Origin of the sequence: Streptomyces sp. NPDC014801 (assembly GCF_043082085.1) — a bacterium.
Lineage (GTDB): Bacteria > Actinomycetota > Actinomycetes > Streptomycetales > Streptomycetaceae > Streptomyces.
Map to the genome: position 1 here is coordinate 177,342 of NZ_JBIBXG010000003.1, position 25,589 is coordinate 202,930.

Annotated in this window: 20 protein-coding genes; 10 read left to right on the top strand and 10 right to left on the bottom strand. The window is 73.8% G+C overall.

Annotated features, from left to right (window positions below; all coding sequences use genetic code 11):
• Positions 1 to 89 precede the first annotated feature (89 nt).
• From ACF1AL_RS07560 to ACF1AL_RS07570, 3 genes are all read right to left on the bottom strand, one after another.
• Positions 90 to 926, bottom strand: a complete 837-nt coding sequence (locus ACF1AL_RS07560; RefSeq protein WP_366836748.1) for an aldo/keto reductase — start codon at positions 924 to 926, stop codon at positions 90 to 92.
• Positions 927 to 1,024: 98 nt separating this feature from the next.
• Entirely contained in the window at positions 1,025 to 2,851 is a 1,827-nt protein-coding gene (locus ACF1AL_RS07565; RefSeq protein ID WP_391695386.1) for an AMP-dependent synthetase/ligase, read from the bottom strand.
• A 792-nt stretch (positions 2,852 to 3,643) separates the two neighbouring features.
• Positions 3,644 to 4,525 (bottom strand): LysR substrate-binding domain-containing protein, encoded by an 882-nt coding sequence (locus ACF1AL_RS07570; protein ID WP_391825527.1) that lies wholly within the window; start codon positions 4,523 to 4,525, stop codon positions 3,644 to 3,646.
• A 163-nt stretch (positions 4,526 to 4,688) separates the two neighbouring features.
• On the opposite strand from ACF1AL_RS07570, the gene ACF1AL_RS07575 reads away from it, so the two are divergent.
• The gene (locus ACF1AL_RS07575; protein WP_386420356.1) at positions 4,689 to 5,723 is read left to right on the top strand and encodes a bile acid:sodium symporter family protein; all 1,035 of its coding nucleotides are present in this window, start codon (positions 4,689 to 4,691) and stop codon (positions 5,721 to 5,723) included.
• Here the strand turns inward: ACF1AL_RS07575 and ACF1AL_RS07580 are convergent.
• Both ACF1AL_RS07580 and ACF1AL_RS07585 read right to left on the bottom strand, forming a co-directional pair.
• Positions 5,673 to 7,517 carry an exo-alpha-sialidase gene (locus ACF1AL_RS07580; protein ID WP_391825528.1) on the bottom strand — a complete coding sequence of 615 codons (1,845 nt, stop codon included), beginning with the start codon at positions 7,515 to 7,517 and terminating at the stop codon, positions 5,673 to 5,675. The genes ACF1AL_RS07575 and ACF1AL_RS07580 overlap by 51 nt on opposite strands.
• Positions 7,518 to 7,539: 22 nt before the next feature.
• Entirely contained in the window at positions 7,540 to 8,457 is a 918-nt protein-coding gene (locus tag ACF1AL_RS07585; protein ID WP_391825529.1) for a zinc-binding alcohol dehydrogenase family protein, read from the bottom strand.
• A gap of 103 nt (positions 8,458 to 8,560) precedes the next feature.
• Here ACF1AL_RS07585 and ACF1AL_RS07590 point away from each other — a divergent pair, with 103 nt between their 5' ends.
• Positions 8,561 to 8,998, top strand: coding sequence for a MarR family transcriptional regulator (locus tag ACF1AL_RS07590; RefSeq protein WP_366836754.1), 438 nt, complete (start codon positions 8,561 to 8,563; stop codon positions 8,996 to 8,998).
• Positions 8,999 to 9,017: 19 nt separating this feature from the next.
• On the top strand, positions 9,018 to 9,557 hold the full coding sequence (locus ACF1AL_RS07595) for an isochorismatase family protein (protein WP_391825530.1): 540 nt from the start codon (positions 9,018 to 9,020) through the stop codon (positions 9,555 to 9,557).
• A 136-nt stretch (positions 9,558 to 9,693) separates the two neighbouring features.
• Here ACF1AL_RS07595 and fdhD read toward each other — a convergent pair whose 3' ends face one another.
• From fdhD to ACF1AL_RS07620, 5 genes are read right to left on the bottom strand one after another with little or no spacing between them, the layout of a single operon-like run.
• Positions 9,694 to 10,542 carry a formate dehydrogenase accessory sulfurtransferase FdhD gene (gene fdhD / locus ACF1AL_RS07600; protein WP_366836756.1) on the bottom strand — a complete coding sequence of 283 codons (849 nt, stop codon included), beginning with the start codon at positions 10,540 to 10,542 and terminating at the stop codon, positions 9,694 to 9,696.
• Positions 10,530 to 11,420, bottom strand: coding sequence for a 2Fe-2S iron-sulfur cluster-binding protein (locus tag ACF1AL_RS07605; protein WP_391825531.1), 891 nt, complete (start codon positions 11,418 to 11,420; stop codon positions 10,530 to 10,532). Before ACF1AL_RS07605 ends, fdhD begins: the two co-directional genes overlap by 13 nt.
• Positions 11,417 to 13,240, bottom strand: coding sequence for an NAD(P)H-dependent oxidoreductase subunit E (locus ACF1AL_RS07610; protein WP_391825532.1), 1,824 nt, complete (start codon positions 13,238 to 13,240; stop codon positions 11,417 to 11,419). The genes ACF1AL_RS07605 and ACF1AL_RS07610 overlap by 4 nt, the downstream gene beginning before the upstream one ends.
• Before the next feature lie 6 nt (positions 13,241 to 13,246).
• A complete protein-coding gene (locus tag ACF1AL_RS07615) occupies positions 13,247 to 15,166 on the bottom strand; it encodes a molybdopterin oxidoreductase family protein (RefSeq protein WP_391825533.1) in 1,920 nt (639 codons plus the stop codon).
• Between the two features lie 19 nt (positions 15,167 to 15,185).
• On the bottom strand, positions 15,186 to 16,157 hold the full coding sequence (locus ACF1AL_RS07620) for a 2-dehydropantoate 2-reductase (protein ID WP_391695413.1): 972 nt from the start codon (positions 16,155 to 16,157) through the stop codon (positions 15,186 to 15,188).
• A 343-nt stretch (positions 16,158 to 16,500) separates the two neighbouring features.
• Here ACF1AL_RS07620 and ACF1AL_RS07625 point away from each other — a divergent pair, with 343 nt between their 5' ends.
• The 7 genes from ACF1AL_RS07625 to ACF1AL_RS07655 all read left to right on the top strand — a co-directional run bounded on the left by ACF1AL_RS07625 (position 16,501) and on the right by ACF1AL_RS07655 (position 25,585).
• On the top strand, positions 16,501 to 17,448 hold the full coding sequence (locus tag ACF1AL_RS07625; protein ID WP_384206089.1) for a beta-ketoacyl-ACP synthase III: 948 nt from the start codon (positions 16,501 to 16,503) through the stop codon (positions 17,446 to 17,448).
• 224 nt (positions 17,449 to 17,672) lie between these two features.
• Positions 17,673 to 18,350, top strand: coding sequence for a GntR family transcriptional regulator (locus tag ACF1AL_RS07630; RefSeq protein ID WP_391825534.1), 678 nt, complete (start codon positions 17,673 to 17,675; stop codon positions 18,348 to 18,350).
• A gap of 313 nt (positions 18,351 to 18,663) precedes the next feature.
• A complete protein-coding gene (locus tag ACF1AL_RS07635) occupies positions 18,664 to 19,845 on the top strand; it encodes an ROK family protein (protein WP_391779817.1) in 1,182 nt (393 codons plus the stop codon).
• Positions 19,846 to 20,134: 289 nt separating this feature from the next.
• Positions 20,135 to 21,652 (top strand): sugar ABC transporter ATP-binding protein, encoded by a 1,518-nt coding sequence (locus ACF1AL_RS07640; protein ID WP_391825535.1) that lies wholly within the window; start codon positions 20,135 to 20,137, stop codon positions 21,650 to 21,652.
• A complete protein-coding gene (locus tag ACF1AL_RS07645; RefSeq protein ID WP_366836765.1) occupies positions 21,649 to 22,665 on the top strand; it encodes an ABC transporter permease in 1,017 nt (338 codons plus the stop codon). The genes ACF1AL_RS07640 and ACF1AL_RS07645 overlap by 4 nt, the downstream gene beginning before the upstream one ends.
• A gap of 17 nt (positions 22,666 to 22,682) precedes the next feature.
• Positions 22,683 to 23,723 (top strand): substrate-binding domain-containing protein, encoded by a 1,041-nt coding sequence (locus tag ACF1AL_RS07650; RefSeq protein WP_366836766.1) that lies wholly within the window; start codon positions 22,683 to 22,685, stop codon positions 23,721 to 23,723.
• A 620-nt stretch (positions 23,724 to 24,343) separates the two neighbouring features.
• Positions 24,344 to 25,585, top strand: coding sequence for a Gfo/Idh/MocA family protein (locus tag ACF1AL_RS07655; protein WP_391695418.1), 1,242 nt, complete (start codon positions 24,344 to 24,346; stop codon positions 25,583 to 25,585).
• Positions 25,586 to 25,589: the final 4 nt, after the last annotated feature.

Here is a 25,589-nt window from a genome sequence, read left to right on the forward strand (position 1 = left end):
GACGCTAGCACCCCCGGCGCGATTCCTGGCGGAAGCGCCACGCCGCCCCGGAATGGATCATTCCGGGGCGGCGTGCGATCGGGTGACGATCAGACGATCTCGAAGGTGGCCGGGTCCGGGCCCAGCCGCCGGTCCTCGTTGAGCGCGCTGATCGCGGCGAGGTCCTCGTCGTCCAGGCTGAAGTCGAACACCTCGATGTTCTCCTTGATCCGCGAGGGGGTCACGGACTTCGGGATCACGACGTTGCCGAGCTGCAGGTGCCAGCGCAGGACGACCTGGGCCGGGGTGCGGCCGTGCTTCTGGGCGATGGCCACGATCGCCGGGATCTCCAGGATGCCCTTGCCGGAGCCGAGCGGCGACCACGCCTCGGTGGCGATGCCCTGCTCGGCGTGGTACTCGCGGGCGGCGCGCTGCTGCAAGTGCGGGTGCAGCTCGATCTGGTTGACCGCCGGGACGACGGAGGTCTCGGCGATCAGCCGCTCCAGGTGCGGCTGGAGGAAGTTGGACACGCCGATCGCGCGCACCCGGCCGTCCGCGTGCAGCTTCTCGAACGCCCGGTAGGTGTCGACGTAGGCGTCCTTGGACGGCAGCGGCCAGTGGATCAGGTACAGGTCCACGTAGTCCAGGCCGAGCTTGGCCAGCGAGGTGTCGAACGCGCGCAGCGTCGCGTCGTAGCCCTGGTCGCTGTTCCAGAGCTTGGTGGTGACGAAGACGTCCTCACGGGGCAGACCGGAGGCGGCGATGGCCTTGCCGGTGCCCTCTTCGTTGCCGTAGATCGCCGCCGTGTCGATGCTGCGGTACCCGGCCTCCAGGGCGGTGGCGACCGCCCGCTCCGCCTCGTCGTCCGGCACCTGCCAGACGCCGAAGCCCAGCTGGGGCATCTCGATGCCGTTGTTGAGGGTGATCGGGGGGACCTTGCTGCTCACGAGCTCTTGATCCTTCGGTTGTCCGTCAGGTGGTACGCATATCGTCAACGATCAACCGGCCCGATGCATTCCTGACCGCGAAATCCGTGGCGGCCGGTTCACACCTGGTACAGGGCCTCGACCTCGCGGGCGTAGGCGTTCTCGATGGCCTTGCGCTTGAGCTTCAGCGACGGCGTGAGCAGGCCGTGCTCCTCGGTGAAGGGCTGCGCGAGGATGCGGAAGGTGCGGATCGACTCGGCCTGCGAGACCAGCGTGTTCGCGGCCACCACCGCGCGGCGCACCTCGGTCTCCAGATCGGCGTCGCGCACCAGTTCGGCCGGGGTGAGCCGGGGCTTGTTCCGCATCTGCAGCCAGTGCTCGACGGCCTCCTGGTCCAGGGTGACCAGGGCCGCCACGTACGGGCGGTCGTTGCCGACGACGATGCACTGGTTGACCAGCGGATGGTCGCGCACCCGCTCCTCCAGCACCCCCGGCGAGACGCTCTTGCCGCCGGAGGTGACCAGGATCTCCTTCTTGCGGCCGGTGATCGTCAGATAGCCGTCCTCGTCCAGCGAGCCCAGGTCGCCGGTGGCCAGCCAGCCGTCGTGCAGCGTCTGGTCGGTGGCCTTGGGATTGTTCAGATAGCCCTGGAAGACGTTGCCGCCGCGCAGCCAGATCTCGCCGTCGTCGGCGATGTGCACCGTCACGCCGGGGACGGGCTGCCCCACCGTGCCGTACCGGGTCCGCTCGGGCGGGTTCGCGGTGGCCGCCGCCGTCGACTCGGTCAGGCCGTACCCCTCGTAGATCTGCACGCCCGCGCCCGCGAAGAACAGCCCCAGCCGGCGGTCCATCGCCGAACCGCCGGACATCGCGTTGCGGATCCGGCCGCCCATCGCCGCGCGCACCTTGGAGTACACGACCTTGTCGAAGAACTGGTGCTGCATGCGCAGCCCGGCGGACGGCCCCGGCCCGGTGCCCCACGCCTTGGCCTCCACGGCGTCCGCGTACTTCACGGCCACCTCGACGGCCTTCTCGAACGGCCCCGCCTTGCCCTCCTTCTCCGCCTTGCGCCGCGCCGCGTTGAACACCTTCTCGAAGATGTACGGCACCGCCAGGATGAACGTCGGCTGGAACGCCTGCAGGTCCGGCAGCAGGGCGGCCGCGTTCAGCTGCGGCTGGTGGCCGAAGCGGACCCGGCCGCGGATCGCCGCGACCTCCACCATCCGCCCGAAGACGTGCGCCAGCGGCAGGAACAGCAGCGTGGAGGCCTGGTCGCCGCGCTTGGAGTGGAACACCGGCTCCCAGCGCTCGATGACCGTGTCCGCCTCGAACATGAAGTTGCCGTGCGAGAGCACACAGCCCTTGGGGCGGCCGGTGGTGCCCGAGGTGTAGATGATCGTGGCGACCGACTCCGGCGTGACCGCCTCGCGGTGCCGGTGCACCAGGTCGTCGTCGAGGTGGGCGCCCGCGTCGTACAGCTCCTGCACGGCGCCCGCGTCCAGCTGCCACAGCCGGCGCAGGTTCGGCAGCCGGTCGATGACGGTGGCGATCGTCATCGCGTGGTCCTCGTGCTCGACGATCGCCGCCGTGCACTCGGCGTCGTACAGCATCCAGAAGCACTGCTCCGCCGAGGACGTCGGGTACACCGGCACCACCTGCGCGCCGATCGTCCACAGCGCGAAGTCGAACAGCGTCCACTCGTAGCGGGTGCGGGACATGATCGCGACCCGGTCGCCGAACCGGATGCCGCTCGCCAGCAGCCCCTTGGCCAGCGCCAGCACCTCGTCGCGGAACTCGGCGGCGGTCACGTCCCGCCACTGCCCGCCCTCGTCCTTGCGGCCCAGCGCCACGTGCAGCGGGTCGGTCTCGGCATGCTGGAAGACGACGTCGGCCAGACCGCCCACCGGCGGTGCCGACGCCGACGGAGGGTTGGTGTACTCGCGCAAACCCGCTCCCCGCTCCCCGGTTCCGGCGCCCGGCTCGTCCTTGGCGCCCGCGCAGCGCCGTGAAAGCTACCCCACGCGGCGGCGGGGCGGGAGGGGCGACGAGTCCGGGCCGGGCGCGGGTCACGGCTGGTCACGGGAGGAAAATGGGCTCACATGCGGAAGGGTCGGACAGAAAACCGACGGTTCCGTAAGTTTCGGGGCCGTAATCTCCACCGAATCTGTACGACCCCCGGCCGGGCGGCCGGGCATCGGGTCGGTGCCTCACTTCGGTCAGCGTCCGCGCCGCCGATTCCGTCACAGCGGTCCGCCGGCGGCGCTTGGCGCGCGGGCTGCCCGGCACCGGGTCGGCGCCGGCACCCGCGCGCACGCCGACCGGGGCGGCCATGCCCGCCGCGACCGACGCGCCGCGCCCACGACGCCCGGCGGGACCGGGCCCGTGCCGCCCGCCCCGCCGGTCGGCGCGTGCGTCCTCTCGTGCCGTGCGCGGGTCTTCCGCATCCGCGAGGTGAGTACCGTGCCGAAGACGGTGATCGGCGAGCGCGCGGCCGAGCCTGCGGAAGACGTTGACCGCGCCACCCGCCATACCCACCCGCTGCGGCTCCGCCACGGCGGGCGTCGCGCCCGCGTTGCCGGGCGTGACCAGACCGTGTCGCCCGCTGGCCGGCAGCCGACCCGGCACCGGCGCCCTCGCCGTCGAGCCCGCGTCCGCCACCGTCGCCGTCGAACCCGCGTCGGCACCGCCGAGGGCGCCCCGCACCAGGGCGCACCCGCCCCGCCCTGGGGGCCCGGTGGCTAGCCCACCGTGCCGCGGGTGCGGCGTTGGAGGCGGTCGCCGCCTGCGAGGATCGCTGTGGCCAGGGCGTCGGCGGCGCCCTGGGCCGAGGGGCGGCGGTCGCCGTGGACCAGGACGAAGTCGACGCCGGACAGTTCCGGCAGGCCGGCCCTGTCGGGGACGCGGACCAGGCCGGGCGGGACCAGGCCACGGGAGTGGGCCATCACGCCGAGGCCCGCGCGGGCGGCCGCGATCAGGCCGTTCAGGCTGCCGCTGGTGCAGGCGATCCGCCAGGGGCGCCCCGCCCGCTGCAGCGCCTCGATGGCGACCGCCCGCGTGATGCCGGGCGGCGGATAGACGATCAGCGGGACCGGCCGGTCCGGGTCGAGCCGCAGCCGTTCCGCGCCGATCCACACCAGCTCGTCCCGCCACACCAGCTCCCCGCGCGGATCCTGCGGGCGCCGCTTGGCCAGCACCAGGTCCAGCCTCCCGGCCGCCAGCTGCTCGTGCAGCGTCCCGGACAGCTCCACCGTCAGCTCCAGGTCGACCTCGGGGTGGTCGTGCCGGAAGCCCTCCAGGATCTCCGGCAGCCGGGTCAGCACGAAGTCCTCCGACGCGCCGAACCGCAGCCGGCCGCGCAGCCGGGTCCCGGTGAAGAACGCCGTCGCCTGCTCGTGCACCTCCAGGATCCGGCGCGCGAAGCCCAGCATCGCCTCGCCGTCCTCCGTCAGCTCCACCGCGTGCGTGTCCCGGGAGAACAGCGTCCGCCCGGTCGCGGCCTCCAGCCGCCGCACGTGCTGGCTGACCGTCGACTGGCGCAGCCCGAGCCGCCGCGCGGCCTGCGTGAAACTCAGCGTCTGCGCCACCGCGAGGAAGGTGCGCAGCTGGGAGGGGTCGTACACGCGGCTCACCCTAGCCGGTCATCATGAAAGGCGATGACAGTCAGAGCCGTATGCCGGATTCCCGATCACGGCGCCGCGGAGCAGGATGGAAGGGGGCCCTCCGGCCCTCGCCGGGGGGCCGCGGGGGCGCCCCGCACGCACCGACGACCGCACGTGGAGCACCGTGAAACGCCTGCAGTGGCCGAGCTGGATGCCGGTCGACCCGTACATCGTCCTGCTGCTCGGGACGGTGGGCCTGGCCGCCCTGTTCCCGGCTCGCGGCACGGGCGCGGACGTGGCCTCCGGAGCCTCCACCGCGGCGATCGCGTTCCTCTTCTTCCTGTACGGCGCCCGGCTGTCCACCCGCGAGGCGCTGGACGGCCTGAAGCACTGGCGGCTGCACGGCACCGTCCTGGCCTGCACCTTCGTGATCTTCCCGCTGCTGGGCCTGGCCTCCCGCGCGCTGGTGCCGGTGTTCCTCACCCAGCCGCTCTACCAGGGCCTGCTCTTCCTCACCCTGGTGCCGTCCACCATCCAGTCCTCCATCGCCTTCACCTCCATCGCCCGCGGCAACGTGCCCGCCGCGATCTGCGCCGGCTCCTTCTCCTCGCTGGTCGGCATCGTCGTCACCCCGCTGCTCGCCGCCGGGCTGCTCGGCAGCGGCGCGGGCGGCTTCTCCGCCGACTCGGTGGTGCAGATCGTGCTGCAGCTGCTGGTGCCGTTCCTCGCCGGGCAGGTGCTGCGCCGCTGGATCGGCGGCTTCGTCGCCCGGCACAAGAAGGTGCTCGGGCTGGTGGACCGGGGGTCGATCCTGCTGGTCGTGTACACCGCGTTCAGCGAGGGCATGGTGCGCGGCATCTGGCACCAGGTCAGCCCGCTGCGGCTGGGCGGCCTGCTCGTCGTCGAGGCGGTGCTGCTCACCGTGATGCTGCTGCTGACCTGGTACGGCGCGAAGGCGCTGGGCTTCGGCCGCGCCGACCGCATCGCGATCCAGTTCGCCGGGTCGAAGAAGTCCCTCGCCTCCGGGCTGCCGATGGCGAGCGTGCTGTTCGGCCCGCAGGCCTCGCTGGCGGTGCTGCCGCTGATGCTGTTCCACCAGATGCAGCTGATGGTCTGCGCGGTGATCGCCAAACGCCGCTCGCACGACCCGGAGGAGCCGGCCGGCGGGTCAGCCGCGGACCCGGTCGAGGGGCAGCCACAGGACCGTGTCCTGCGTTGAGCCGGAGGCCGCCGCGGCGGCCACCTCCGCGTCCGTCAGCGTCCGGTTCCAGACGCGCACCTCGTCGAGGGCGCCGGTGAGGAAGGCCCGGCCGTCCATGCGCTGACCGAGGTGCACCCCGAAGGGGGAGTTCCGGCTGACGGAGCCCGGCACGTCGGCGGTGGTGACGGACCGGCCGTCGACGGACAGGGTCAGCCGCCCGCCGCCGCGCCGCAGCACGGCGCGGTGCCACCGCCCGTCGTCGTACCCGCCCGCGGTCACCACCGTCGCGGTGTGCACGGTCGTCGCGCCCGCCCGCACGGTCATCACACCGCGCACCCGCCCCGTGCCCGGCTCCCCGGTCAGCCGGACCTGCGGCTGAGCGGGGCCCACTCCGCCCATCGACAGCAACGGCCGCTCGCCGGGCCCGGTGGTGTAGCGGAAGGACAGCGCCACGGTGAAGCCGGCGGTGCCGAGCGGGAGCCGCCGGTCGTAGGGCAGGCGCACGGCGTCGTCGACGCCGTCGAACTCCAGGGCGCCGCCGTGCACCCCGGCCGTCGCGCGGGGGTGGCCGAGCACGGTGGCCGGGCGGCGGTGCGGGGCCAGGTCGGGGGTGACCGGGTCGGGTCCGCGCCGCCGGGCGAGGTCCGCCGCGGTGAACCGGGCGAAGCGGATCTCCTCCCGGGAGTCGGCCGTGCCGGCCTCGTGGAGCAGGCCGACGGTGGCCGGGGCGATCCGGGCCAGGTCGGAGTAGCCGGCCCGGTCCCGGGTGACCGGCGTGGCGCGGTCGGTGCTCTCCCAGGTGCGGCCGCCGTCGTAGGAGGAGCGCAGGAGCAGGGTCCGCCGGCGGTCGGGGTCGCCGGGGCTCGACAGCAGCAGTCGGCCGCCCAGCCGCACCACGGACCCCTGAACCTGGGGCGCGTAGAGGTCGGGCAGGGCCCGGAACGGGGAGGCGAAGGTGTCGCCGCCGTCGTGGCTGACGGTCTGGGTGCGGTGGCCGAGGTCGGTGCCGTCCTGTTCCCGGCCGCTCACCAGCAGGGAGCCGTCGGCGCGTTCGGCGACGGTCAGCTCCGACGGCTTCTGCCGGAACGTGCCGTCGGCGGCGACCGGCCAGGTGTCGGTGGCGCCGATGCGCCAGTGGGCGCCGTGGTCGTCGCTGACGGCCAGCGCGGCGTGGTGGGCGGTGATCCGGCCGCCCGACCGGGTCTCGGCGTTGACGCCGACCACGAGCCGGCCGGCGTGCGGGCCGCGGGTGACCTGGAGGCCGTGCCCGGGGCCGGTGGCGTACCAGGCGTTCCAGTGCGGGGGCCGGATCTCGGCGGCCAGCGGGCGCGCCGCCGACCAGGTCCGGCCGTCGTCGTCGCTGTGGCGCAGGTGCGGGGTGCGGACGCAGGGGGCGGCGCAGGCGCGGGCGTCGGTGCGGCCGGGGTTGTAGGTCTCGGCGAGCAGCACGCGGCCCGTGGCGTGGTCGACGACGGGGGCGGGGTTGCCGTGGGTGTCGCCGCCGCCGTCGTCGACGACCGTGAGCGGGCCCCAGGTGCGGCCGCCGTCGGTGGAGCGCCGGACGACGATGTCGATGTCGCCGGCGTCCCCGCAGTCGTGGACGCGGCCCTCGGCGAAGGCGAGCAGGGTGCCGGCGTCCGTCCTGACCAGCGCCGGGATGCGGAAGCAGGCGTAACCGGGCTGGTGGGACGCGGCGAAGAGGACCTGCTCGCCGGACACCGGACGGGCGTGCGCCGGGGCGGGCAGGGGAGCGGCGAGCAGGGTGGCGGCCGCGAGGGATCTCAGGCGGACGCGGCGGTGACGTGACGGCATGGCTTCGCCTTCGGGACGGACGTCAGGGGATCAGCACGACTTTGCCCAGATTCGCCCGGTTCTCTATCACCTCGTGCGCCGTTGCGGCGTCGGCGAGTGCGAACTCCGCGTGCACCGCGGGCTTCAGCGCGCCCTCCGCGAACAGCCGCCACAGCTCCTCGCGCCACCGCTCGTACCGCGCCGGCTCGCCGCGGGCGATGCGGGCCATCTGGAAGCCGATGACGGACTTGGCGCCCACCAGCAGGTCGTACGCCTGGATCGTGCCGCCGCCCGAGCTGTAGGCCACGAGCCGGCCGTCGGGCGCGAGCGCGGCGAGGGCGGGGGTGAGCAGCTCGCCGCCGACGGCGTCGAGGGCGTAGTCGGCCGGCTCGCCCCAGTCGGCGTCGCCGTACGTGACCACCTCGTCGGCGCCGAGCGCCCGCACGAAGGCCGCCTTGGCCGGGTCGGAGACGGCACCGGTCACCCGGGCCGCCCCGCGGGTCCGCGCCAGCTGGACGGCGAGATGGCCGACGCCGCTCGCGGCGGCCGTCACCAGCGCCGCCTCGCCGGGCTCCGGCCGGGCGGCCTCCAGGGCGCCGAGCGCGACGAGCCCGCTGCGCACGAGCGCGACGGCGTCCACGGCCGACGCCCCGTCCGGGACCGGAGAGGCCATGTGGTCGTGCAGAACGGCCAGATCGGCGTAGCCGTGGCCGAAGCACAGCCCGGTCACCCGGTCGCCGGGCGCCCGGCGGGTGACGCCCGCGCCCACGGCCACCACCTCGCCGGCGATCTCGCCGCCGAGCGCGATCGGCTCGGCCGCCTCGGTGACCTTGCGGACCACGGGGAGGGTGACGCCGACGGCCTCGCAGCGCACCAGCAGCTCACCGGGGCCGGGCTCGGGGACGGGGACCTCCTCCAGGTACAGCGGGCCGCCGGGGTGGTCGTAGCGGACACGGCGCATGGCATCCTCCGAGAGTCGTTGGGGTCACCCATGAATTCGTTGGGAGTCCCAACGTATCGACAGGTCGTGGGGAAGTCCAACGGTTTCCGGTTAAGGTGCCCCCATGACCGAAGCCCCGCTGCCCGCGATCCGCTCCCTGCCCAGCTGGCTCCTCGGGCGCGCCGCCGCCCGGGGCCGCGCCCTGGTCGCCGAGGCGCTCGCCGCCGAGGGCATGCGGATGTGGCACCACGTGGTGCTCTCCGCGGTCCGTGACCTCGCCCCGGTCGCCCAGGCCGACCTGGGCCGCAGCGTCGGCCTCGACCCCAAGGACCTCGTCGGCGTCCTCAACGACCTGCAGGCCGCCTCCCTCGTCCTGCGCGAGCCCGACCCCAGGGACCGCCGCAAGAACGCCGTCCGGCTCACCGACGAGGGCGAGCGCACGCTCCGGCGCTGCGAGGAGGCGGCCCGCCGGGCCAACGCAGAGCTGCTGGCGCCCCTGTCGCCGCAGGAGCGGGAGCGGTTCACGTCCCTGTTGATCAGGATCTCCGGTACGGAGCGCTGAGCGCCGATAGCCTTCCGCCGTGACCGCATCCCACGCCGCCGGCCCCGGCCTCGCGCTCGACCCCGCCGCCACCGCGCTCGTGCTCGTCGACCTGATGGAGCGCATCGTCGCCCTGCCGCTGGAACCCCGCACGGGGGCCGAGGCGCTCGCCGTGGGCGCGGACCTGGCCGGCCGCTTCCGCGCGGCGGGCTCCCCGGTCGTCCTGGTGCGCGTCGAGCGCCCCGGTGTCGCCGAACAGCCGCCCGGCAGCGGCCTCGTGGCCGGCCTGCGCGAGGACGGCGATCTGGAGATCGTGAAGCGGACCCTCGGCGGCTTCCAGGACACGGGCCTGCACGAGGCCCTGCGCGCACGGGGGATCACGACGCTGGTGTGCGGCGGCATCGCCACCAACCTCGGTGTGGAGTCCACCGCCCGCGCCGCCTGCGACCTCGGCTACGAGATGGTCTTCGTCGAGGACGCCATGGCTGCGCTCACCGCGGCCGAGCACGAGGCCGCGGTACGGCTCGACTTCCCCCGCCTGGGCACCGTCGTCACCGCGGACGGGCTGCGCTTCGAGTAGACGGCGGAACGCAGGGGCGGACGCCTCCGGCCGGGTGCCGGGTGCCGGGTGCCGGGGTGGGGCGGAGGCAGGGCCCCGGCGGCGCAGGGGGCGCTCCCCGCCGCCGGGGCCCCGGCCGCCGTGCCGCGTGCGGGGCTCAGCCCTGGGTGGCCGCGGCCTCCAGGGCGACGCGCTCCTCGCCCGCGTACACGTTCATGGAAGTGCCCCGCAGGAAGCCCACCAGCGTCAGACCGGTCTCGGCCGCCAGGTCCACCGCCAGCGAGGACGGCGCCGACACCGCCGCCAGCACCGGGATGCCCGCCATCACCGCCTTCTGCGCCAGCTCGAAGGAGGCCCGCCCGGACACCAGCAGGATCGCGCGGGACAGGGGCAGGTCGCCGTTCTGCAGGGCCCGCCCGACCAGCTTGTCGACCGCGTTGTGCCGGCCCACGTCCTCCCGTACGTCCAGCAGCTCGCCCTCCGCGGAGAACAGCGCCGCCGCGTGCAGGCCCCCGGTCCGGTCGAACACCCGCTGGGCCGCGCGCAGCCGGTCCGGCAGCCCCGCCAGCAGCTCCGGCGTGACCCGCACGGGCGGGGTGTCGGCGATGGGCCAGCGGGCGGTGGTGCGCACCGCGTCCAGGCTCGCCTTGCCGCACAGGCCGCACGAGGACGTGGTGTAGACGTTGCGCTCCAGGGTGATGTCCGGGACGACCACCTGCGGGCCCGTCTGCACGTCCACCACGTTGTACGTGTTGGAGCCGTCCACCGTGGCGCCCGCGCAGTAGACGATGTTGCGCAGGTCGGACGCCTCGGCCAGCACGCCCTCGCTGACCAGGAACCCGGCCGCCAGGGCGAAGTCGTCGCCCGGCGTGCGCATGGTGATGGCGAGCGGCTTGCCGTTCAGCCGGATCTCCAGGGGCTCCTCGGCGACGAGCGTGTCCGGGCGGGCGGAGACCGCACCGTCCCGTACGCGGATCACCTTGCGTCGTTCCGTCACTCGTCCCATGTCCCCATCCGTCCCGGTCGGTCCCGGTTCTGTACGTGCTGGTAGCCGAAGCGCCCCTTGATGCAGAGGTGGCCGTGGGTCACCGGGTTGTCGTGCGGCGAGGTGACCTTGACGATCTCATTGTCCTGCACATGGAGGGTGAGGTTGCAGCCCACACCGCAGTACGCGCAGACCGTCGTCGTCTCGCTCTGGCGTGCCTCGTCCCAGGTACCCGCCGCCCGCATCTCGAACTCCGAGCGGAACGACAGCGCCCCCGTCGGGCACACCTCGATGCAGTTGCCGCAGTACACGCACGCCGAGTCGGGCAGCGGCGCGTCGTGCTCGACGGCGATCCGCGCGTCGAAGCCGCGGCCGGCGACGGAGATGGCGAAGGTGTTCTGCCACTGCTCGCCGCACGCGTCGACGCACTGGTAGCACAGGATGCACTTGGCGTAGTCCCGCACGTAGAGGTCGTTGTCGATCCTCGGCGGCTCCTCCACGCGGGCCGCGTCCGGGCCGAAGCGGCCGGGGCGCGCCCCGTACTCCTCGATCCACTGCGCCGCCCGCGGCGTCGTCGACAGGTCGGTTGCGGAGGCCAGCAGCTCCAGGACGACCTTGCGGCTGTGGCGGGCCCGCGCGGTGTCCGTGCGGACCTTCATGCCGGGCTCCGCCGTCCGTGAGCAGGCCGGGACCAGGGTGCGGGAGCCCTCGACCTCGACGACGCAGACCCGGCAGGCGTTCTTCGGGGTGAGCGTGTCGCCGTGGCACAGCGTCGGCACGTCCTTGCCGGCGGCCCGGCACGCGTCGAGAACCGTCGCTCCCTCCGGCACGCGGGCCTCCTCGCCGTCGACCGTGCACTCCACCAGCCGGCGCGGCACTCCGAGCGGTATCGCGGTCATGCGTAGGCCCCCAGACGGTCGATGGCGGATTCCACGGCGTTCCACGCGGTCTGCCCGAGACCGCAGATCGAGGCGTCCCGCAGGGCGCGGCCGACCTCCCGGAGCAGGGCGATGTCGTCCGCGGCCGCCGTGCCCCGGCGCTCCAGCAGCCGGGTCAGCGCCTCCTGCTGGCGCACCGTGCCGACCCGGCACGGCACGCACTGCCCGCAGGACTCGGTGCGGAAGAACTCGGCGATGCGCAACAGCAGCCGGGGCAGCGGCACGGTGTCGTCGAAGGCCATCACCACCCCCGAGCCCAGCGTGGTGCCGGCCGCGCGGGTGCCCTCGAAGGTGAGCGGGATGTCCCGCTCGTCGGCCCGTACGAAACCGCCCGCGGCGCCGCCGAGCAGCACCGCCCGCAGCCCGGCCCGCACCCCGGCGAGGTCCAGCAGCTCGCCGAGCGTGGCGCCGAAGGGCAGCTCGTACACGCCGGGCCGGGCCACCGCGCCCGACACGCAGAACAGCTTCGGGCCGGTGGAGGCGCCGGTGCCGATCGCCGCGTACGCCTCGGCGCCCAGCGTCAGCACCGGCAGCACGTTCACCAGCGTCTCGACGTTGTTCTCCACCGTCGGCTTGCCGAACAGGCCCTTCTCCACCGGGAACGGCGGCTTGGAGCGCGGCTCGCCGCGGCGGCCCTCGATCGACTCGAACAGCGCGGTCTCCTCGCCGCAGACGTAGGCGCCCGCGCCGCGGCGGATCTCGATGTCGAAGGCGAAGTCCTGCCCGAGGATGTCCTCGCCGAGCAGCCCGCGCGCCCGCGCCTGCCCGATGGCGTGCTCCATGCGGCGCAGAGCGCGCGGGTACTCGCCGCGCAGATAGAGGAAGCCCCGGCGGGCGCCGACGGCGTACGCGGCGATGGTCATCGCCTCCACCAGCGCGTACGGGTCGCCCTCCATCAGCACCCGGTCCTTGAAGGTGCCGGGCTCGGACTCGTCGGCGTTGCACACCAGATAGTGCGGGCGGTCGGCCTGGGCCGCGGCCGCCTGCCACTTGCGGCCGGTGGGGAAGGCCGCGCCGCCGCGCCCGGCCAGCCCGGAGTCGGTGACCTCGCGGATCACCCCGGCCGGGCCGAGCGCGAAGGCGCGGCGCAACGCCGTGTAGCCGCCGTGGGCGCGGTAGTCGTCGAGGGAGTCCGGGTCGGCGACGCCGATCCGGCGCAGCAGGATCAGCCCGTCGTCGCCGGCCTGCGGGACGGCGGCGACGGCCGGGGGCTCCTCGGGCGCCGAGTCCGGGGCCGTCGCGGCGAGGACCACGGCGTCGACGGTCGCCGGTGCGGACACCGCCGTGCGCACCGGGTCGCCGGCGCGGATCGCCAGGGCGGCCGGGGCGCGTTCGCACAGGCCCAGGCAGGGGGCGCGCTCGACGTGGACGCCGCTGCCCGGCCCGAGCCGGGACTCGGCGGCCGCGCACAGCTCCTGCCCGCCGGCGGCCGTGCAGGCCAGGTCGGTGCACACGTGCAGCACGGTCGACGGCCGCGGGGTCAGCGAGAACATCGCGTAGAAGGTCGCCACGCCGTACGCCTGAGCCGGTGGGACGGTCAGGCGGCGGCACAGGTAGGCCAGGGCGCCCGGGCTGATCCAGCCGATCCGGTCGTTGAGTGCGTGCAGCCCCGGCAGCAGCAGGTCGCGGCGGTCCCGGGCGGCGCGCCCGCTCCGCGCCCAGCGCAGATCCGCGTCCGTGCGGCCGCCGCCCTCCCAGGAGGAGGGCGGCGGGCCCAGCAGGGCGTCCACGGCCGCCCGTTCCTCGTCCGTCGGTGTGCTGTCGCCGAAGTGCAGGTCCACGTGCGCTCACCTCACGTAGGTCACGACCGGAAGCTTCTCGATGCGGATGGCCGACGCCTTGAACTCCGCGGTGCCCGCGATCGGGCAGTTCGCCTCGATCGTCAGCCGGTTGGTGTCCACCTCGTCGGGAAAGTGGAACGTCATGAACGCGAGCCCCGGCCGCAGCGCCGGGTCGACCCACACGGGCGCCTCCACGGACCCGCGCCGCGAGGTCACCCGTACCCGTTCGCCGACCACGACCCCGTACCGCTCGGCGTCCTCCGGGCTCAGCTCGACGGACTCGCCGCGCCGCAGGGGCGAGGCGTAACCGCCGCTCTGCACACCGGTGTTGTAGGAGTCCAGCCGTCGCCCGGTGGTGAGCCGGATCGGGTAGGTCTCGTCGGTCAGGTCCACCGGCGGGTCGTGCCGCACGATGCCGAACGGCGCCGGCCTGCCCCGGCGCGCCGGGTCCTTCTCCCACAACCGGCCGTGCAGATAGGAGGGTTCGAGCCGGTCGGTGCTCGGGCACGGCCACTGGATGCCCTGGTGCTCCTCCAGTCGCGCGTACGTCATCCCGTGGTGGTCCGGCGACAGCGCGCGCAGTTCGTCCCAGACGGCCTCGGCGCCGGCGTAGGCGAAGTCGTGGCCGAGGCGGGCGGCCAGGTCGCACAGGATGTCGATGTCCTCGCGGGCCTGACCGGGCGGGGTCACCGCCCGCCGTACGCGCTGCACGCGGCGCTCGCTGTTGGTGGTGGTGCCCTCGGTCTCCGCCCAGCCGGCGGTCGCGGGCAGCACCACGTCCGCGAGTTCGGCGGTCCTCGTCAGGAAGATGTCCTGGACGACCAGGAAGTCCAGCGCGCCCAGCCGCCGGATCGCCTGCTCGCTGTCCGCCTCGGACTGGGCCGGGTTCTCGCCGATGCAGTACACCGCCCGCAGGGAGCCGTCCTCCATCGCCTCGAACATCTCCGTCAGCGTCATGCCGTAGTGCCGCGGCAGCACGGTGTTCCACGCGGCCTCGAACTTCGCCCGGACGTCGCCGTCGAGGATGTCCTGGAAGCCCGGCAGCCGGTTGGGGATGGCGCCCATGTCGCCGCCGCCCTGCACGTTGTTCTGCCCGCGCAGCGGCTGCAGCCCGGAACCGTAGCGGCCGACGTGGCCGGTGAGCAGCGCCAGGTTGATCAGGGCGCGGACGTTGTCCGTGCCGTTGTGGTGCTCGGTGATGCCGAGGGTCCAGCACAGCTGCGCGCGCTCGGCGCGGGCGTAGGCGTGCGCCAGCTCCCGGATCGCGCGGGCCGGGACACCCGTCACCTTCTCGGCGAGCGAGAGCGTCCACGGCTCGACCAGCGCCCGGTACTCCTCGAAGCCGGTCGTCGCCCGTTCCACGAACGCCTCGTTCACCAGCCCCGCGTGGATGATCTCCCGGCCGAGGGCGTGCGCCAGCGCGATGTCGGTGCCGACGTTCAGGCCGAGCCAGCTCTCCGCCCACTCGGCGGTCGAGGTGCGGCGCGGGTCGACCGCGTACATCCGGGCTCCGCCCCGGATCCCCTTCAGCACGTGCTGGAAGAAGATCGGGTGCGCGAAGCGGGCGTTGGAGCCCCACATCACGATGACGTCGGTGTGCTCGATCTCCTCGTACGACGACGTCCCGCCGCCGGAGCCGAACGCGGCCGACAGGCCCGCGACGCTGGGCGCGTGGCAGGTGCGGTTGCAGGAGTCGACGTTGTGGGTGCCCATCACCACCCGGGCGAACTTCTGCGCCACGTAGTTCGTCTCGTTGGTGGCGCGCGAGCAGGAGAACATCCCGAACGCGCCGCGGTTGCGGGCCAGTCCGCGCGCGGTGCGCTCCAGGGCCTCCTCCCAGCTCGCCGGGCGCAACGGCGCGTCGCGGGTGTCGCGGACGAGCGGATGGGTGAGCCGGGTGTAGGTCTTCGGCTGACGCTTCCTCATGCGGGGCTCCTCACCGTGGTCATGCGGCGCTGCCGAGCGCGAGCAGGTCGGAGATGGCGTGCACGGTGCGCAGGGTGGGGACCGGGACACCGGTGATGTCCGCGAGTTCGACGACGGCCGCGAGCAGCACGTCCAGTTCCAGCGGCTTGCCGCGCTCCAGGTCCTGGAGCGTGGAGGTGCGGTGCTCGCCGACCCGTTCGGCTCCGGCCAGGCGCCGCTCGACGGACACGCCGGGCTCACAGCCGAGGGCGCGGGCGACGGCCAGGGTCTCGTTCATCATGATCTCGATGACCCGGCGGGTGCCGCCGTGCCGGCACATCTGCGCCATGGTGGCCCGCGCGAGGGCGCTGATCGGGTTGAAGGAGATGTTGCCGAGCAGCTTGACCCAGATGTCCGCCCGCAGGTCGCCCTCCACGGGGCACTTCAGGCCGCCGGCCCGCATCGCCTCGCTGAGGCGCACGCAGCGGTCCGAGACGCTGCGGTCGGGCTCGCCGATCGAGAACCGCGTGCCCTCCAGGTGCCGCACCACGCCGGGGGCCTCGAGTTCGGTGGCCGCGTAGACGACGCAGCCGACGGCCCGTTCCGGGGCGAGCACCGCACTGACCGCACCGCCGGGGTCCACGCTCTCGAGACGACGGCCGTCGTAGGGGCCGCCGTGCCGGTGGAAGTACCACCAGGGGATGCCGTTCTGCGCGGCGACCACCGCCGTGCGCTCGTGCAGCAAGGGGGCGATCAGCGGCCCGCACGCCGCGTAGGAATGGGCCTTCAGGCCCAGGAAGACGTAGTCGGCGGGGCCGACCTCGGCCGGGTCGTCGGTGGCGTGCGCGCGGGCGGTGAAGTCGCCGCGCGGGCTGCGCACCCGGACGCCGTGCCGCCTCATGGCCGTCAGATGCGGTCCACGGGCGATGAGATGGACGTCGGCGCCCGCGCGGTGCAGGGCGGCGCCGACATAGGCGCCGATCGCTCCGGCGCCGAGGACTGCGACTTTCACGGGGACACTCCGTTCGGTTTGAGGGATACCGCGGAGGTGGGGGAGAAGGGCGTGGGGAGAGCCGGGGGAGGGGGCGGGGGAGACGGGGGCTGGACGCCTGGAGGAGCGTGGCTGACGCCTCGGCGGGCGAACCGCCCCGGCATCCTGTCGACGAAATATTGTCTACAGTATGGAAGGTGGGGCGGCAAGGGTCCGCGCAGCAGCAGTCCGACCGGGTGCCGCGCCTCTGACGGAAGCCGACAACGCGCGCGTCCGTTTCCTGTCGCTTCGCCTGCCCTCGTACCCGTCGGTCACTGATCACACTGGGGAATCCGTGTCCGACGCAACGAGGGGGACCATCCACATGAACGGCTCGCGGATCGCCGCCGTCGGCCACTACCAGCCCGCCAAGGTGCTCACCAACGAGGACCTGGCCCGCCTGGTCGACACCAGCGACGAGTGGATCACGAGCCGGGTCGGGATCCGCACCCGGCACATCGCCGGGCCCGACGAGCCCGTCGACGAACTCGCCGCGCACGCCGCTGCCAAGGCGCTCGCGGCGGCCGGTCTCACCCCCGGCGACATCGACCTCGTCCTGGTCGCCACCTCCACCGCGGTCGACCGCTCGCCGAACACGGCCGCCCGGGTCGCGGCCCGGCTCTCCATCCCGCAGCCCGCCGCGATGGACGTCAACGTGGTGTGCGCCGGCTTCACCCACGCGCTGGCCACCGCCGACCACACCGTCCGCGCCGGCGCCGCCCGCCGGGCCCTCGTCATCGGCGCCGACAAGATGTCCGACGTGGCCGACTGGAGCGACCGCAGCACCTGCGTCCTGGTCGGCGACGGCGCGGGCGCCGCCGTGGTGGAGGCCTGCGCGCAGGGCGAGGAGCCCGGCATCGGACCGGTGCTGTGGGGCTCGGTGCCCGAGATGGGGCACGCCGTGCGCATCGAGGGGCAGCCCGCGCGGTTCGCGCAGGAGGGGCAGGCCGTCTACCGCTGGGCGACGACCCGGCTGCCGCCGCTGGCCCGGGAGACCTGCGAACGCGCCGGCATCGCCCCGCGCGACCTGGCGGCCGTCGTCCTCCACCAGGCCAACCTGCGCATCATCGAACCGCTCGCCGAGCGCATCGGCGCCGCGCACGCCGTCGTCGCCCGCGATGTGACCGACTCCGGCAACACCTCCGCCGCGAGCATCCCGCTCGCCCTGTCCAAGCTGGTCGAGCAGGGCCGGGTCACCTCCGGCGACCCGGTGCTGCTGTTCGGCTTCGGCGGCAACCTGTCGTACGCCGGGCAGGTCGTGCGCTGCCCCTGAGGGGTGCCCGGGTCGGGCGTGCGCTTCCTTGAGGGGTGCCCGGGTCGGGCGTGCGCTGCGATGAGGGGCGCCCGGGCAGGTCCTTCGCTGGCCGAGGGGTCCGGGGAGACGGGGCGGGGGGCGCCACGGCGGGATTTTGTGCGCCGTAGACTGTAGACGAAAGACAATCGATACTGATGGTCTGCTGCGCGTGCCGTCCCACCGAGTCCCACCGAGGGGGAGCGATGTTGTCGACCGGACTGCCGCAGGGCGCGGTGCCCCGACTGGAGCGGCCCGGCCCGCTGCGCGAGCGCGTCTACGAGGCCCTGCTCGAACTCATCACCACCCGGGCCCTGCGCCCGGGCCAGCACCTCGTGGAGAGCGAACTCGCCGGGCACCTCGGCGTCTCCCGGCAGCCGGTGCGCGAGGCACTGCAGCGGCTCAACACCGAGGGCTGGGTCGATCTGCGGCCCGCCCAGGGCGCGTTCGTGCACGAGCCGACCGAGGAGGAGGCCGACCAGCTGCTCACGGTCCGCACGCTGCTGGAGGCCGAGGCCGCCCGGCTCGCGGCCGCGGCGGCCGGCAGCGACGGCGTCGCCCGCCTCGAAGAGCTGTGCGCGCAGGGCGAGGAGGCCGTCGCCGCCGACGACGTCGACGCCGCGGTCGCCCTCAACGCCCGCTTCCACGCCGCCGTGATGGAGCTGGCCGGCAACACCGTCCTCGCCGACCTCGCCGCCCAGGTGGACCGCCGGGTGCGCTGGTACTACACGCCGGTGGCCCGCCGGCGCGGGCGCCAGTCCTGGATCGAGCACCGGGAACTCATCGCCGCCATCGCCGACGGGGACGAGCAGCGCGCCACCCGGCTGATGCGCGAACACACCGAGCACACCCGGCGGTCGTACCACGACCGCGAGACGTCCTGACCCCCACGCCCGAACCGCCGCGTCCCCGGTGAACGCCTTGCGCCCACCGGGGACGCGGTCTGTACGGCGCCCCTCCGGCGCGGACTGCCGCACGGGCGCCGCAGGCCACCGTTCCCGCAGGTGATCGGGGTTGGGCCGGTCCCAAGAGCCGTACGTATCAGGGCCGTTGTACGCCGGTCTTTGTCCTGCCAGTGGAGAAAGTCTGCGCGAATTGCTGCGCTACTTCTTCCCACATTCAACCGTCACTGCTACGTTCCCCTCGAAAGCCCGACGACGGTGGCCGAATTGAGGCGGGGAGGGGCACGTGAGACGCATGACGGCACGACCCGCGAACACGCATCAGGCCCGGCTGCTGAAGCTGCTGCGCGACGGAGGACCCAACTCCCGGGCGCAGCTGGGCGATCAGGTCGACCTCTCGCGGTCCAAGCTCGCCGTGGAGGTGGACCGGCTGCTGCAGACGGGTCTGGTCGTGGCCGACGGACTCGCCGCCTCGCGCGGCGGGCGCCGCTCGCACAACGTCCGGCTCAACCCGCAGCTGCGCTTCCTCGGCGTCGACATCGGCGCGACCTCGGTCGACGTCGCCGTCACCAACGCCGAGCTGGAGGTCCTGGGACACCTCAACCAGCCCATGGACGTGCGCGAGGGACCCGTCGCGGTCTTCGAGCAAGTCCTGTACCTGGCCGCGAAGTTGCGCGCCTCGGGGCTCGCGGAGGGGTTCGACGGCGCCGGCATCGGCGTCCCCGGCCCGGTCCGCTTCCCCGAGGGCGTCCCGGTGGCCCCGCCGATCATGCCGGGCTGGGACGGCTTCCCCGTACGGGAGGCCCTCAGCCAGGAACTGGGCTGCCCCGTCATGGTCGACAACGACGTGAACCTGATGGCGATGGGGGAGATGCACGCGGGCGTGGCCCGCTCCGTGGGCGACTTCCTCTGCGTCAAGATCGGCACCGGTATCGGCTGCGGCATCGTGGTGGGCGGGGACGTCCACCGCGGTGTGACGGGCAGCGCGGGCGACATCGGCCACATCCAGGCCGTGCCCGACGGCCGTCCCTGCGCCTGCGGCAACCGCGGCTGCCTGGAGGCCCACTTCAGCGGTGCCGCCCTGGCCCGCGACGCCGCCGAGGCGGCGCGGCAGGGGCTGTCACCGGAACTGGCGTCCCGGCTGGAGACGAACGGCACGCTCAGCGCCGTCGACGTGGCCGCGGCCGCCGCCGCGGGTGACGCCACCTCCCTCGACCTCATCCGGGAGGGCGGCACCCGCACCGGCCAGGTCATCGCCGGCCTGGTCAGCTTCTTCAACCCCGGCCTGGTGGTGATCGGCGGCGGGGTGACGGGCCTCGGCCACACGCTGCTCGCCGCGATCCGCACCCAGGTCTACCGCCAGTCGCTGCCGCTCGCGACCGGCAATCTGCCCATCGTCCTGGGGGAACTGGGACCCGTCGCCGGAGTCATCGGCGCGGCCCGGCTGATCAGCGACCACCTGTTCTCACCCGCGTAGTCACCGACCGACCGCAGTCCGGCTCACCAGTACGGGGACCCTTGCCCGGCCGCGCCCGGCCGAGCCCAGCACGCCGCTCCGCCCTGCCCAGCTCCGGAAAACGCTCCACACCAGGTCCGCTCACCGCTCCGCCCCAGGTCCGCACCTTGCGCCACCCTGCCCGGCCGGGCTCACCGCGCCACCCCGCCCGGCCCGGCCCACCGCTCCACCCCGCCCACGGTCACAGATCGCTCCGCCCTGCCCGAAACCGCCCTGACCCGGCCCGCACGCCCGCCGAGGGGATTGACGCATGGCACCACAGACACCTCTGCTCAGCATGTCCGGCATCACCAAGTCGTTCCCCGGAGTCCGGGCCCTCGACGGCGTCGACCTCGACGTCCAGGCCGGTGAAGTGCACTGCCTGCTCGGTCAGAACGGCGCCGGGAAGTCCACCCTCATCAAGGTCCTCGCCGGCGCCCACCAGCCCGACACCGGCACGATCCGCTGGCGCGGCGAGGACGTCACCCTGCGCTCGCCGATCGCCGCCATGCGCCTCGGCATCGCCACCATCTACCAGGAACTCGACCTGGTGGAGCACCTGTCGGTGGCCGAGAACGTCCACCTCGGCCACGAACCCACGGCGGCCGGCTTCGTCGTACGGCGGGGCGCCGCCAAGGCGTCGACCGCCCAATTGCTCAAACGGCTCGGTCACCCGGAGATCGATCCGGGCCGCCTGGTGGGGGAGTTGTCCGCCGCCCAGCAGCAGATCGTCTCCATGGCCCGGGCGCTCTCCCACGACGTACGGCTGATCGTGATGGACGAGCCGTCCGCCGCGCTCGACCCCGACGAGGTGGACAACCTCTTCCGGATCGTCGGCGACCTCACCGCCGACGGTGTCGCCGTCGTCTACATCTCGCACCGCCTGGAGGAGATCCGCCGCATCGGCGACCGCGTCACCGTCCTGAAGGACGGGCGCGCCGTCGCGGGCGGGCTGCCCGCCAAGACCACCCCGACCAGCGAGGTCGTCGCCCTGATGACCGGCCGCAACGTCGAGTACGTCTTCCCCGAGCGGCCCGCCGAACCGCCCGCCGGCACCCCCGTGCTCCAGGTGCGCGGGCTGGCCCGCGACGGCGAGTTCGCGCCGCTCGACCTCGAGGTGCACGCCGGGGAGATCGTCGGGCTCGCCGGGCTCGTCGGCTCCGGACGCTCGGAGATCCTGGAGACGATCTACGGCGCGCGCAAGCCGACGGCCGGTCAGGTCCTGGTCGACGGACGGCCGTTGCGGCCCGGCAGCGTCCGCGCCGCCGTCCGCGCCGGCCTCGGGCTCGCCCCCGAGGAACGCAAGGCTCAGGCCCTGCTGATGCTGGAGTCCGTCACCCGCAACGTCTCCGTCTCCTCGCTCTCCCGCTTCTCCCGCGTCGGCTGGATCGACCGCGGGGCCGAGAACGGCGCCGCCCGCGCCGCCGTCCGCGAGCTGTCGCTGCGGCCCGACAACCCGTCCGTGCCCGTGCGCACCCTCTCGGGCGGCAACCAGCAAAAGGCCGTCCTGGCCCGCTGGCTGCTGCGCGGCTGCCGCGTCCTGCTGCTCGACGAACCCACCCGCGGCGTCGACGTCGGCGCCCGCGCCGAACTGTACGCGGTGGTCCGGCGCCTGGCGGACGAGGGCCTCGCGGTGCTCCTCGTCTCCAGCGAGGTGCCCGAGGTGCTCGGCCTCGCCGACCGCGTCCTGGTGCTGCGCGAAGGCAGCGTGGTGCACACCGCGCCCGCCCGGCAGCTCGACGAACACCGCGTCCTCGACCTCGTCATGGAAGGAAGCCCGGCGTCATGACGCAGCACGTCTCCCCGCCGCGGGACGGCACCGGAAAGGTGCCGCCGGTCCCTCTGCCCGCCTGGCGCACCCTGCTGGCCCGCGCCGACGTCCGCACCCTCTCCCTGCTCGGTGTGCTCGCCGTGCTCGTGGTCATCGGCGGCGTCACCAAGCCCGACGAGTTCCTCGACACCCGCAACCTGCAACTCGTCCTCACCCAGGCCTCGGTGATCGGTGTCGTCACCGTCGGCATGACCTTCGTCATCACCTCCGGCGGCATCGACCTGTCGGTCGGCGCGATCGTCGCCCTGGCCTCGGTGTGGGCGACGACGCTCGCCACCCAGGAGTTCGGCTTCGCCGGCATCCTGTTCACGGCGGTCGTCGTCGGCCTCGGCTGCGGCCTGGTCAACGGCCTGCTCATCGCCTACGGCGGGATGGTCCCGTTCATCGCCACCCTCGCCATGCTGGCCTCCGCCCGCGGCCTCGCCCTGCAGATCACCGACGGCAAGACCCAGATCGTCACCATCGACTCGGTGCTGAGCCTCGGCGAACGCGACTCCTACGTCCTCGGCATCCCGCCGCTCGTCCTGGTCTTCGCACTCGTGACGATCCTCGGCTGGCTGCTGCTGAACCGCACCACCTTCGGCCGGCGCACCGTCGCCGTCGGCGGCAACGCCGAGGCCGCCCGGCTCGCCGGCATCGACGTCCGCCGGCAGCGGCTGTACCTATACCTGCTGTCGGGGCTGTGCTGCGGCATCGCCGCCTTCCTGCTGATCGTCCTGTCCGGCTCCGGGCAGAACACCAACGGCAACCTCTACGAACTCGACGCCATCGCCGCCGCCATCATCGGCGGGACCCTGCTCAGCGGGGGCCGCGGCACCATCACCGGCTCCGTGCTCGGCGTCCTGGTCTTCACCACGATCACCAACATCTTCGCCCTGAACAACCTGCAGAGCGACGTCCAGCAGATCGCCAAGGGCGCGATCATCGTCGCCGCCGTGCTGGTCCAGCGCCGTACCGCAAGCACGACCTGAGGAAAGGGTTCCCCGCCATGCCACAGCTGCCCACCCGCAGAGGACTGCTCTTCGGATCCGCCGCCGTCTCCGCCGGAGCCCTCCTCACGGCTTGCACCAGCAACGAGCCGAAGGACTCCGAGCCGGCCGCGGACAGCCGGCCGGCCGCCGACGACAAGCCCGGCAAGCACGTCACCATCGGCTTCGCCGGACCGCAGGCCGACCACGGCTGGCTCAACGCCATCAACGACAACGCCAAGAGCCGCGCGAAGAAGTACTCCGACGTCACCCTGGAGATCACCGAGGGCTCCAACGACACCGCGCAGCAGATCGGCCAGATCGAGACCCTCATCAACAAGAAGGTCGATGTGCTGGTGGTGCTGCCCGCCGACGGCAAGGCCCTCACCCAGGTCGGGCTGAAGGCCATGCGGGCCGGCATCCCCGTGGTCAACCTCGACCGCGTCTTCAACACCCCGCAGGCGTACCGCTGCTGGGTCGGCGGCGACAACTACGGCATGGGCCTGAGCGCCGGGCACTACATCGGCGAGAAGCTCAAGGGCAAGGCCAACGCCAAGGTCGTCGAGCTGGCCGGCCTGGACAACCTGGAGCTGACCAAGCAGCGCACCCAGGGCTTCGACGACGCGCTGAAGAACTACCCCAACATCCGCAAGGTCGCCCGCCAGGCCGCCGAGTTCACCGTGGAGTCCGGGCAGGCCAAGATGGCCCAGCTGCTGCAGGCGCAGCCGGACTTCGACGCGCTGTGGAACCACGACGACGACCAGGGCGTCGGCGCGCTGCGCGCCATCGAGCAGGCCGGGCGCGACGACTTCCTGATGGTCGGCGGCGCGGGCGCGCTGTCCGCCTTCCAGGCCATCAAGCAGGACAACGGCGTGCTCAAGGCGACCGTGCTCTACCCGCCCACCATGGCCGCCTCCGCGATCGACCTCGCCCGCGCCCTCGGCCAGGGCAAGGGCATCGGCGGCCTAGCCGAGTTCGAGATCCCGGCGTCGATCACGCTCTACTCGGCCGTCGTCGACAAGACCAACGTCGACCAGTACATGCCCACCGGCTTCCGCTGACCGGCGCCCGCCGGGCCCGCGGCCCGGACCGGGCGGCCTGCGCGGGGCAGGGGGCCGGCCCGGCCCCGGCTCGCGCCGGACGGGGGGCCGGCCCGGTCCGGCTCGCGCCGGGCGGGGGGTCCAGCCCGGGCCCAGCTTGCGCCGGGCGGGGGGCGAGCCCCTCCCCGGCTCGCGCCGGCCGGGCGGGGACCGGGCCCGTCCCCGGCTCGCGCGGGGGTCACGGGGGTGTCCCCGCGCGAGCGCGCCAAGCCCTCCGCTGGAGGACGCGGCGCGAGCGCACCAGGCCTTCGGTCGCAGGACCCGGCGCGGAAGCGTCAGGCCCCGGCCCGCCGGTGGCCCGGCGTGGACGTGTCAGGCCCCCGCCGCGGGACCTGGCGCGGAAGCGTCTGGCCCCCGGTCGCAGGACCCGGCGTGGAAGCGTCAGGCCCCGTTCCGCCGGTGGCCCGGCGCGGCTCCGGGCCCCGCAGCCGGTGGTCCGGAGCCGCGCGCCAGGCCCCCCGGCCGGTGGATCCGACGCGAGGGCGTCCGCCCCGCAGGGATCCGTACGGCCGGACCGCACGCCCCGCACCCCCCACCGCACCGCCACGACGTCATCACGACGAGGACGGAGGACTCACCCCATGGCACAGCCGCAGCAGTCAGACGCATCGGAGAGCCCGGGCACACCGGGCTCCGCGCAGGGCCCCGGCCGGCCGCCGCTGCGCGTCGGGATGGTCGGCTACGCCTTCATGGGTGCCGCCCACTCCCAGGGCTGGCGCACCGCGGGCCGGGTGTTCGACCTGCCCCTGACTCCGGTGCTGTCCGCGATCTGCGGCCGGGACGCGGCGGCCGTGCGCGCGGCGGCCGACCGGCACGGCTGGGCGGCAGCGGTCACCGACTGGCGGGAGATGGTCGAACGCGACGACGTCGACCTCGTCGACATCTGCACCCCCGGCGACAGCCACGCCGAGATCGCCCTCGCGGCGCTCGCCGCCGGCAAGCACGTGCTGTGCGAGAAGCCGCTGGCCAACACCGTCGCCGAGGCGGAGGCGATGGTACGGGCGGCCGAGGAGGCGCAGTCCCGCGGCCTGGTGGCGATGGTCGGCTTCAACTACCGCCGGGTCCCGGCCACCGCGCTGGCCCGCCGGATGGTCGCCGAGGGCCGGCTCGGCACCCTGCGGCACGTGCGGGTGTCGTATCTGCAGGACTGGCTCGTGGACCCGGCGTTCCCGCTGACCTGGCGGCTGCGCAGGGAGCAGGCGGGCTCCGGCTCGCTCGGCGACCTCGGCGCGCACATCGTGGACCTCGCCCAGTACCTCGCGGGGGAGCACCTGGCCGGGGTGTCCGCGCTGACCGAGACCTTCGTGCGGGAGCGCCCGCTGCCCGCGGGGGCCGTGCAGGGCCTGTCCGCGGGCCCGGCCGGCGCCCGTACCGGCACGGTCACCGTCGACGACGCCGCCCTGTTCACCGGCCGTTTCACCTCCGGCGCGCTCGCCTCCTTCGAGGCCACCCGGTACGCCACCGGCCGCAAGAACGCGCTGCGCATCGAGCTGAACGGGGAGCGCGGCTCGCTCGCCTTCGACCTGGAGCGGCTCAACGAGCTCTGGTACCACGACGGCACCGAGCCCGGCGAGCACGCCGGTTTCCGCCGCATCCTCGTCACCGAACCCGGCCACCCCTACCTGGAGGCCTGGTGGCCGCCGGGGCACGGCCTCGGCTACGAGCACACCTTCGTCCACCAGGCCCGTGACCTCGTCCACGCGGTCGCCGAGGGCACCCGCCCCGAACCCTCCTTCGCCGACGGGCTGCAGGTGCAGCGCGTGCTCGCGGCGGTGGAGGAGAGCGCCGAGAAGAACTCCGTCTACACACCCGTCACCGTCTGAGGAG

Bases quoted from the DNA above. Each gene is read 5' to 3' on its own strand.
- ACF1AL_RS07580 (WP_391825528.1), bottom strand. From the start codon at position 7,517: ATGCCGTCACGTCACCGCCGCGTCCGCCTGAGATCCCTCGCGGCCGCC.
- ACF1AL_RS07585 (WP_391825529.1), bottom strand. From the start codon at position 8,457: ATGCGCCGTGTCCGCTACGACCACCCCGGCGGCCCGCTGTACCTGGAG.
- ACF1AL_RS07590 (WP_366836754.1), top strand. From the start codon at position 8,561: ATGACCGAAGCCCCGCTGCCCGCGATCCGCTCCCTGCCCAGCTGGCTC.
- fdhD (WP_366836756.1), bottom strand. From the start codon at position 10,542: ATGGGACGAGTGACGGAACGACGCAAGGTGATCCGCGTACGGGACGGT.
- ACF1AL_RS07605 (WP_391825531.1), bottom strand. From the start codon at position 11,420: ATGACCGCGATACCGCTCGGAGTGCCGCGCCGGCTGGTGGAGTGCACG.
- ACF1AL_RS07615 (WP_391825533.1), bottom strand. From the start codon at position 15,166: ATGAGGAAGCGTCAGCCGAAGACCTACACCCGGCTCACCCATCCGCTC.
- ACF1AL_RS07625 (WP_384206089.1), top strand. From the start codon at position 16,501: ATGAACGGCTCGCGGATCGCCGCCGTCGGCCACTACCAGCCCGCCAAG.
- ACF1AL_RS07630 (WP_391825534.1), top strand. From the start codon at position 17,673: ATGTTGTCGACCGGACTGCCGCAGGGCGCGGTGCCCCGACTGGAGCGG.
- ACF1AL_RS07635 (WP_391779817.1), top strand. From the start codon at position 18,664: ATGACGGCACGACCCGCGAACACGCATCAGGCCCGGCTGCTGAAGCTG.
- ACF1AL_RS07640 (WP_391825535.1), top strand. From the start codon at position 20,135: ATGGCACCACAGACACCTCTGCTCAGCATGTCCGGCATCACCAAGTCG.
- ACF1AL_RS07645 (WP_366836765.1), top strand. From the start codon at position 21,649: ATGACGCAGCACGTCTCCCCGCCGCGGGACGGCACCGGAAAGGTGCCG.
- ACF1AL_RS07650 (WP_366836766.1), top strand. From the start codon at position 22,683: ATGCCACAGCTGCCCACCCGCAGAGGACTGCTCTTCGGATCCGCCGCC.
- ACF1AL_RS07655 (WP_391695418.1), top strand. From the start codon at position 24,344: ATGGCACAGCCGCAGCAGTCAGACGCATCGGAGAGCCCGGGCACACCG.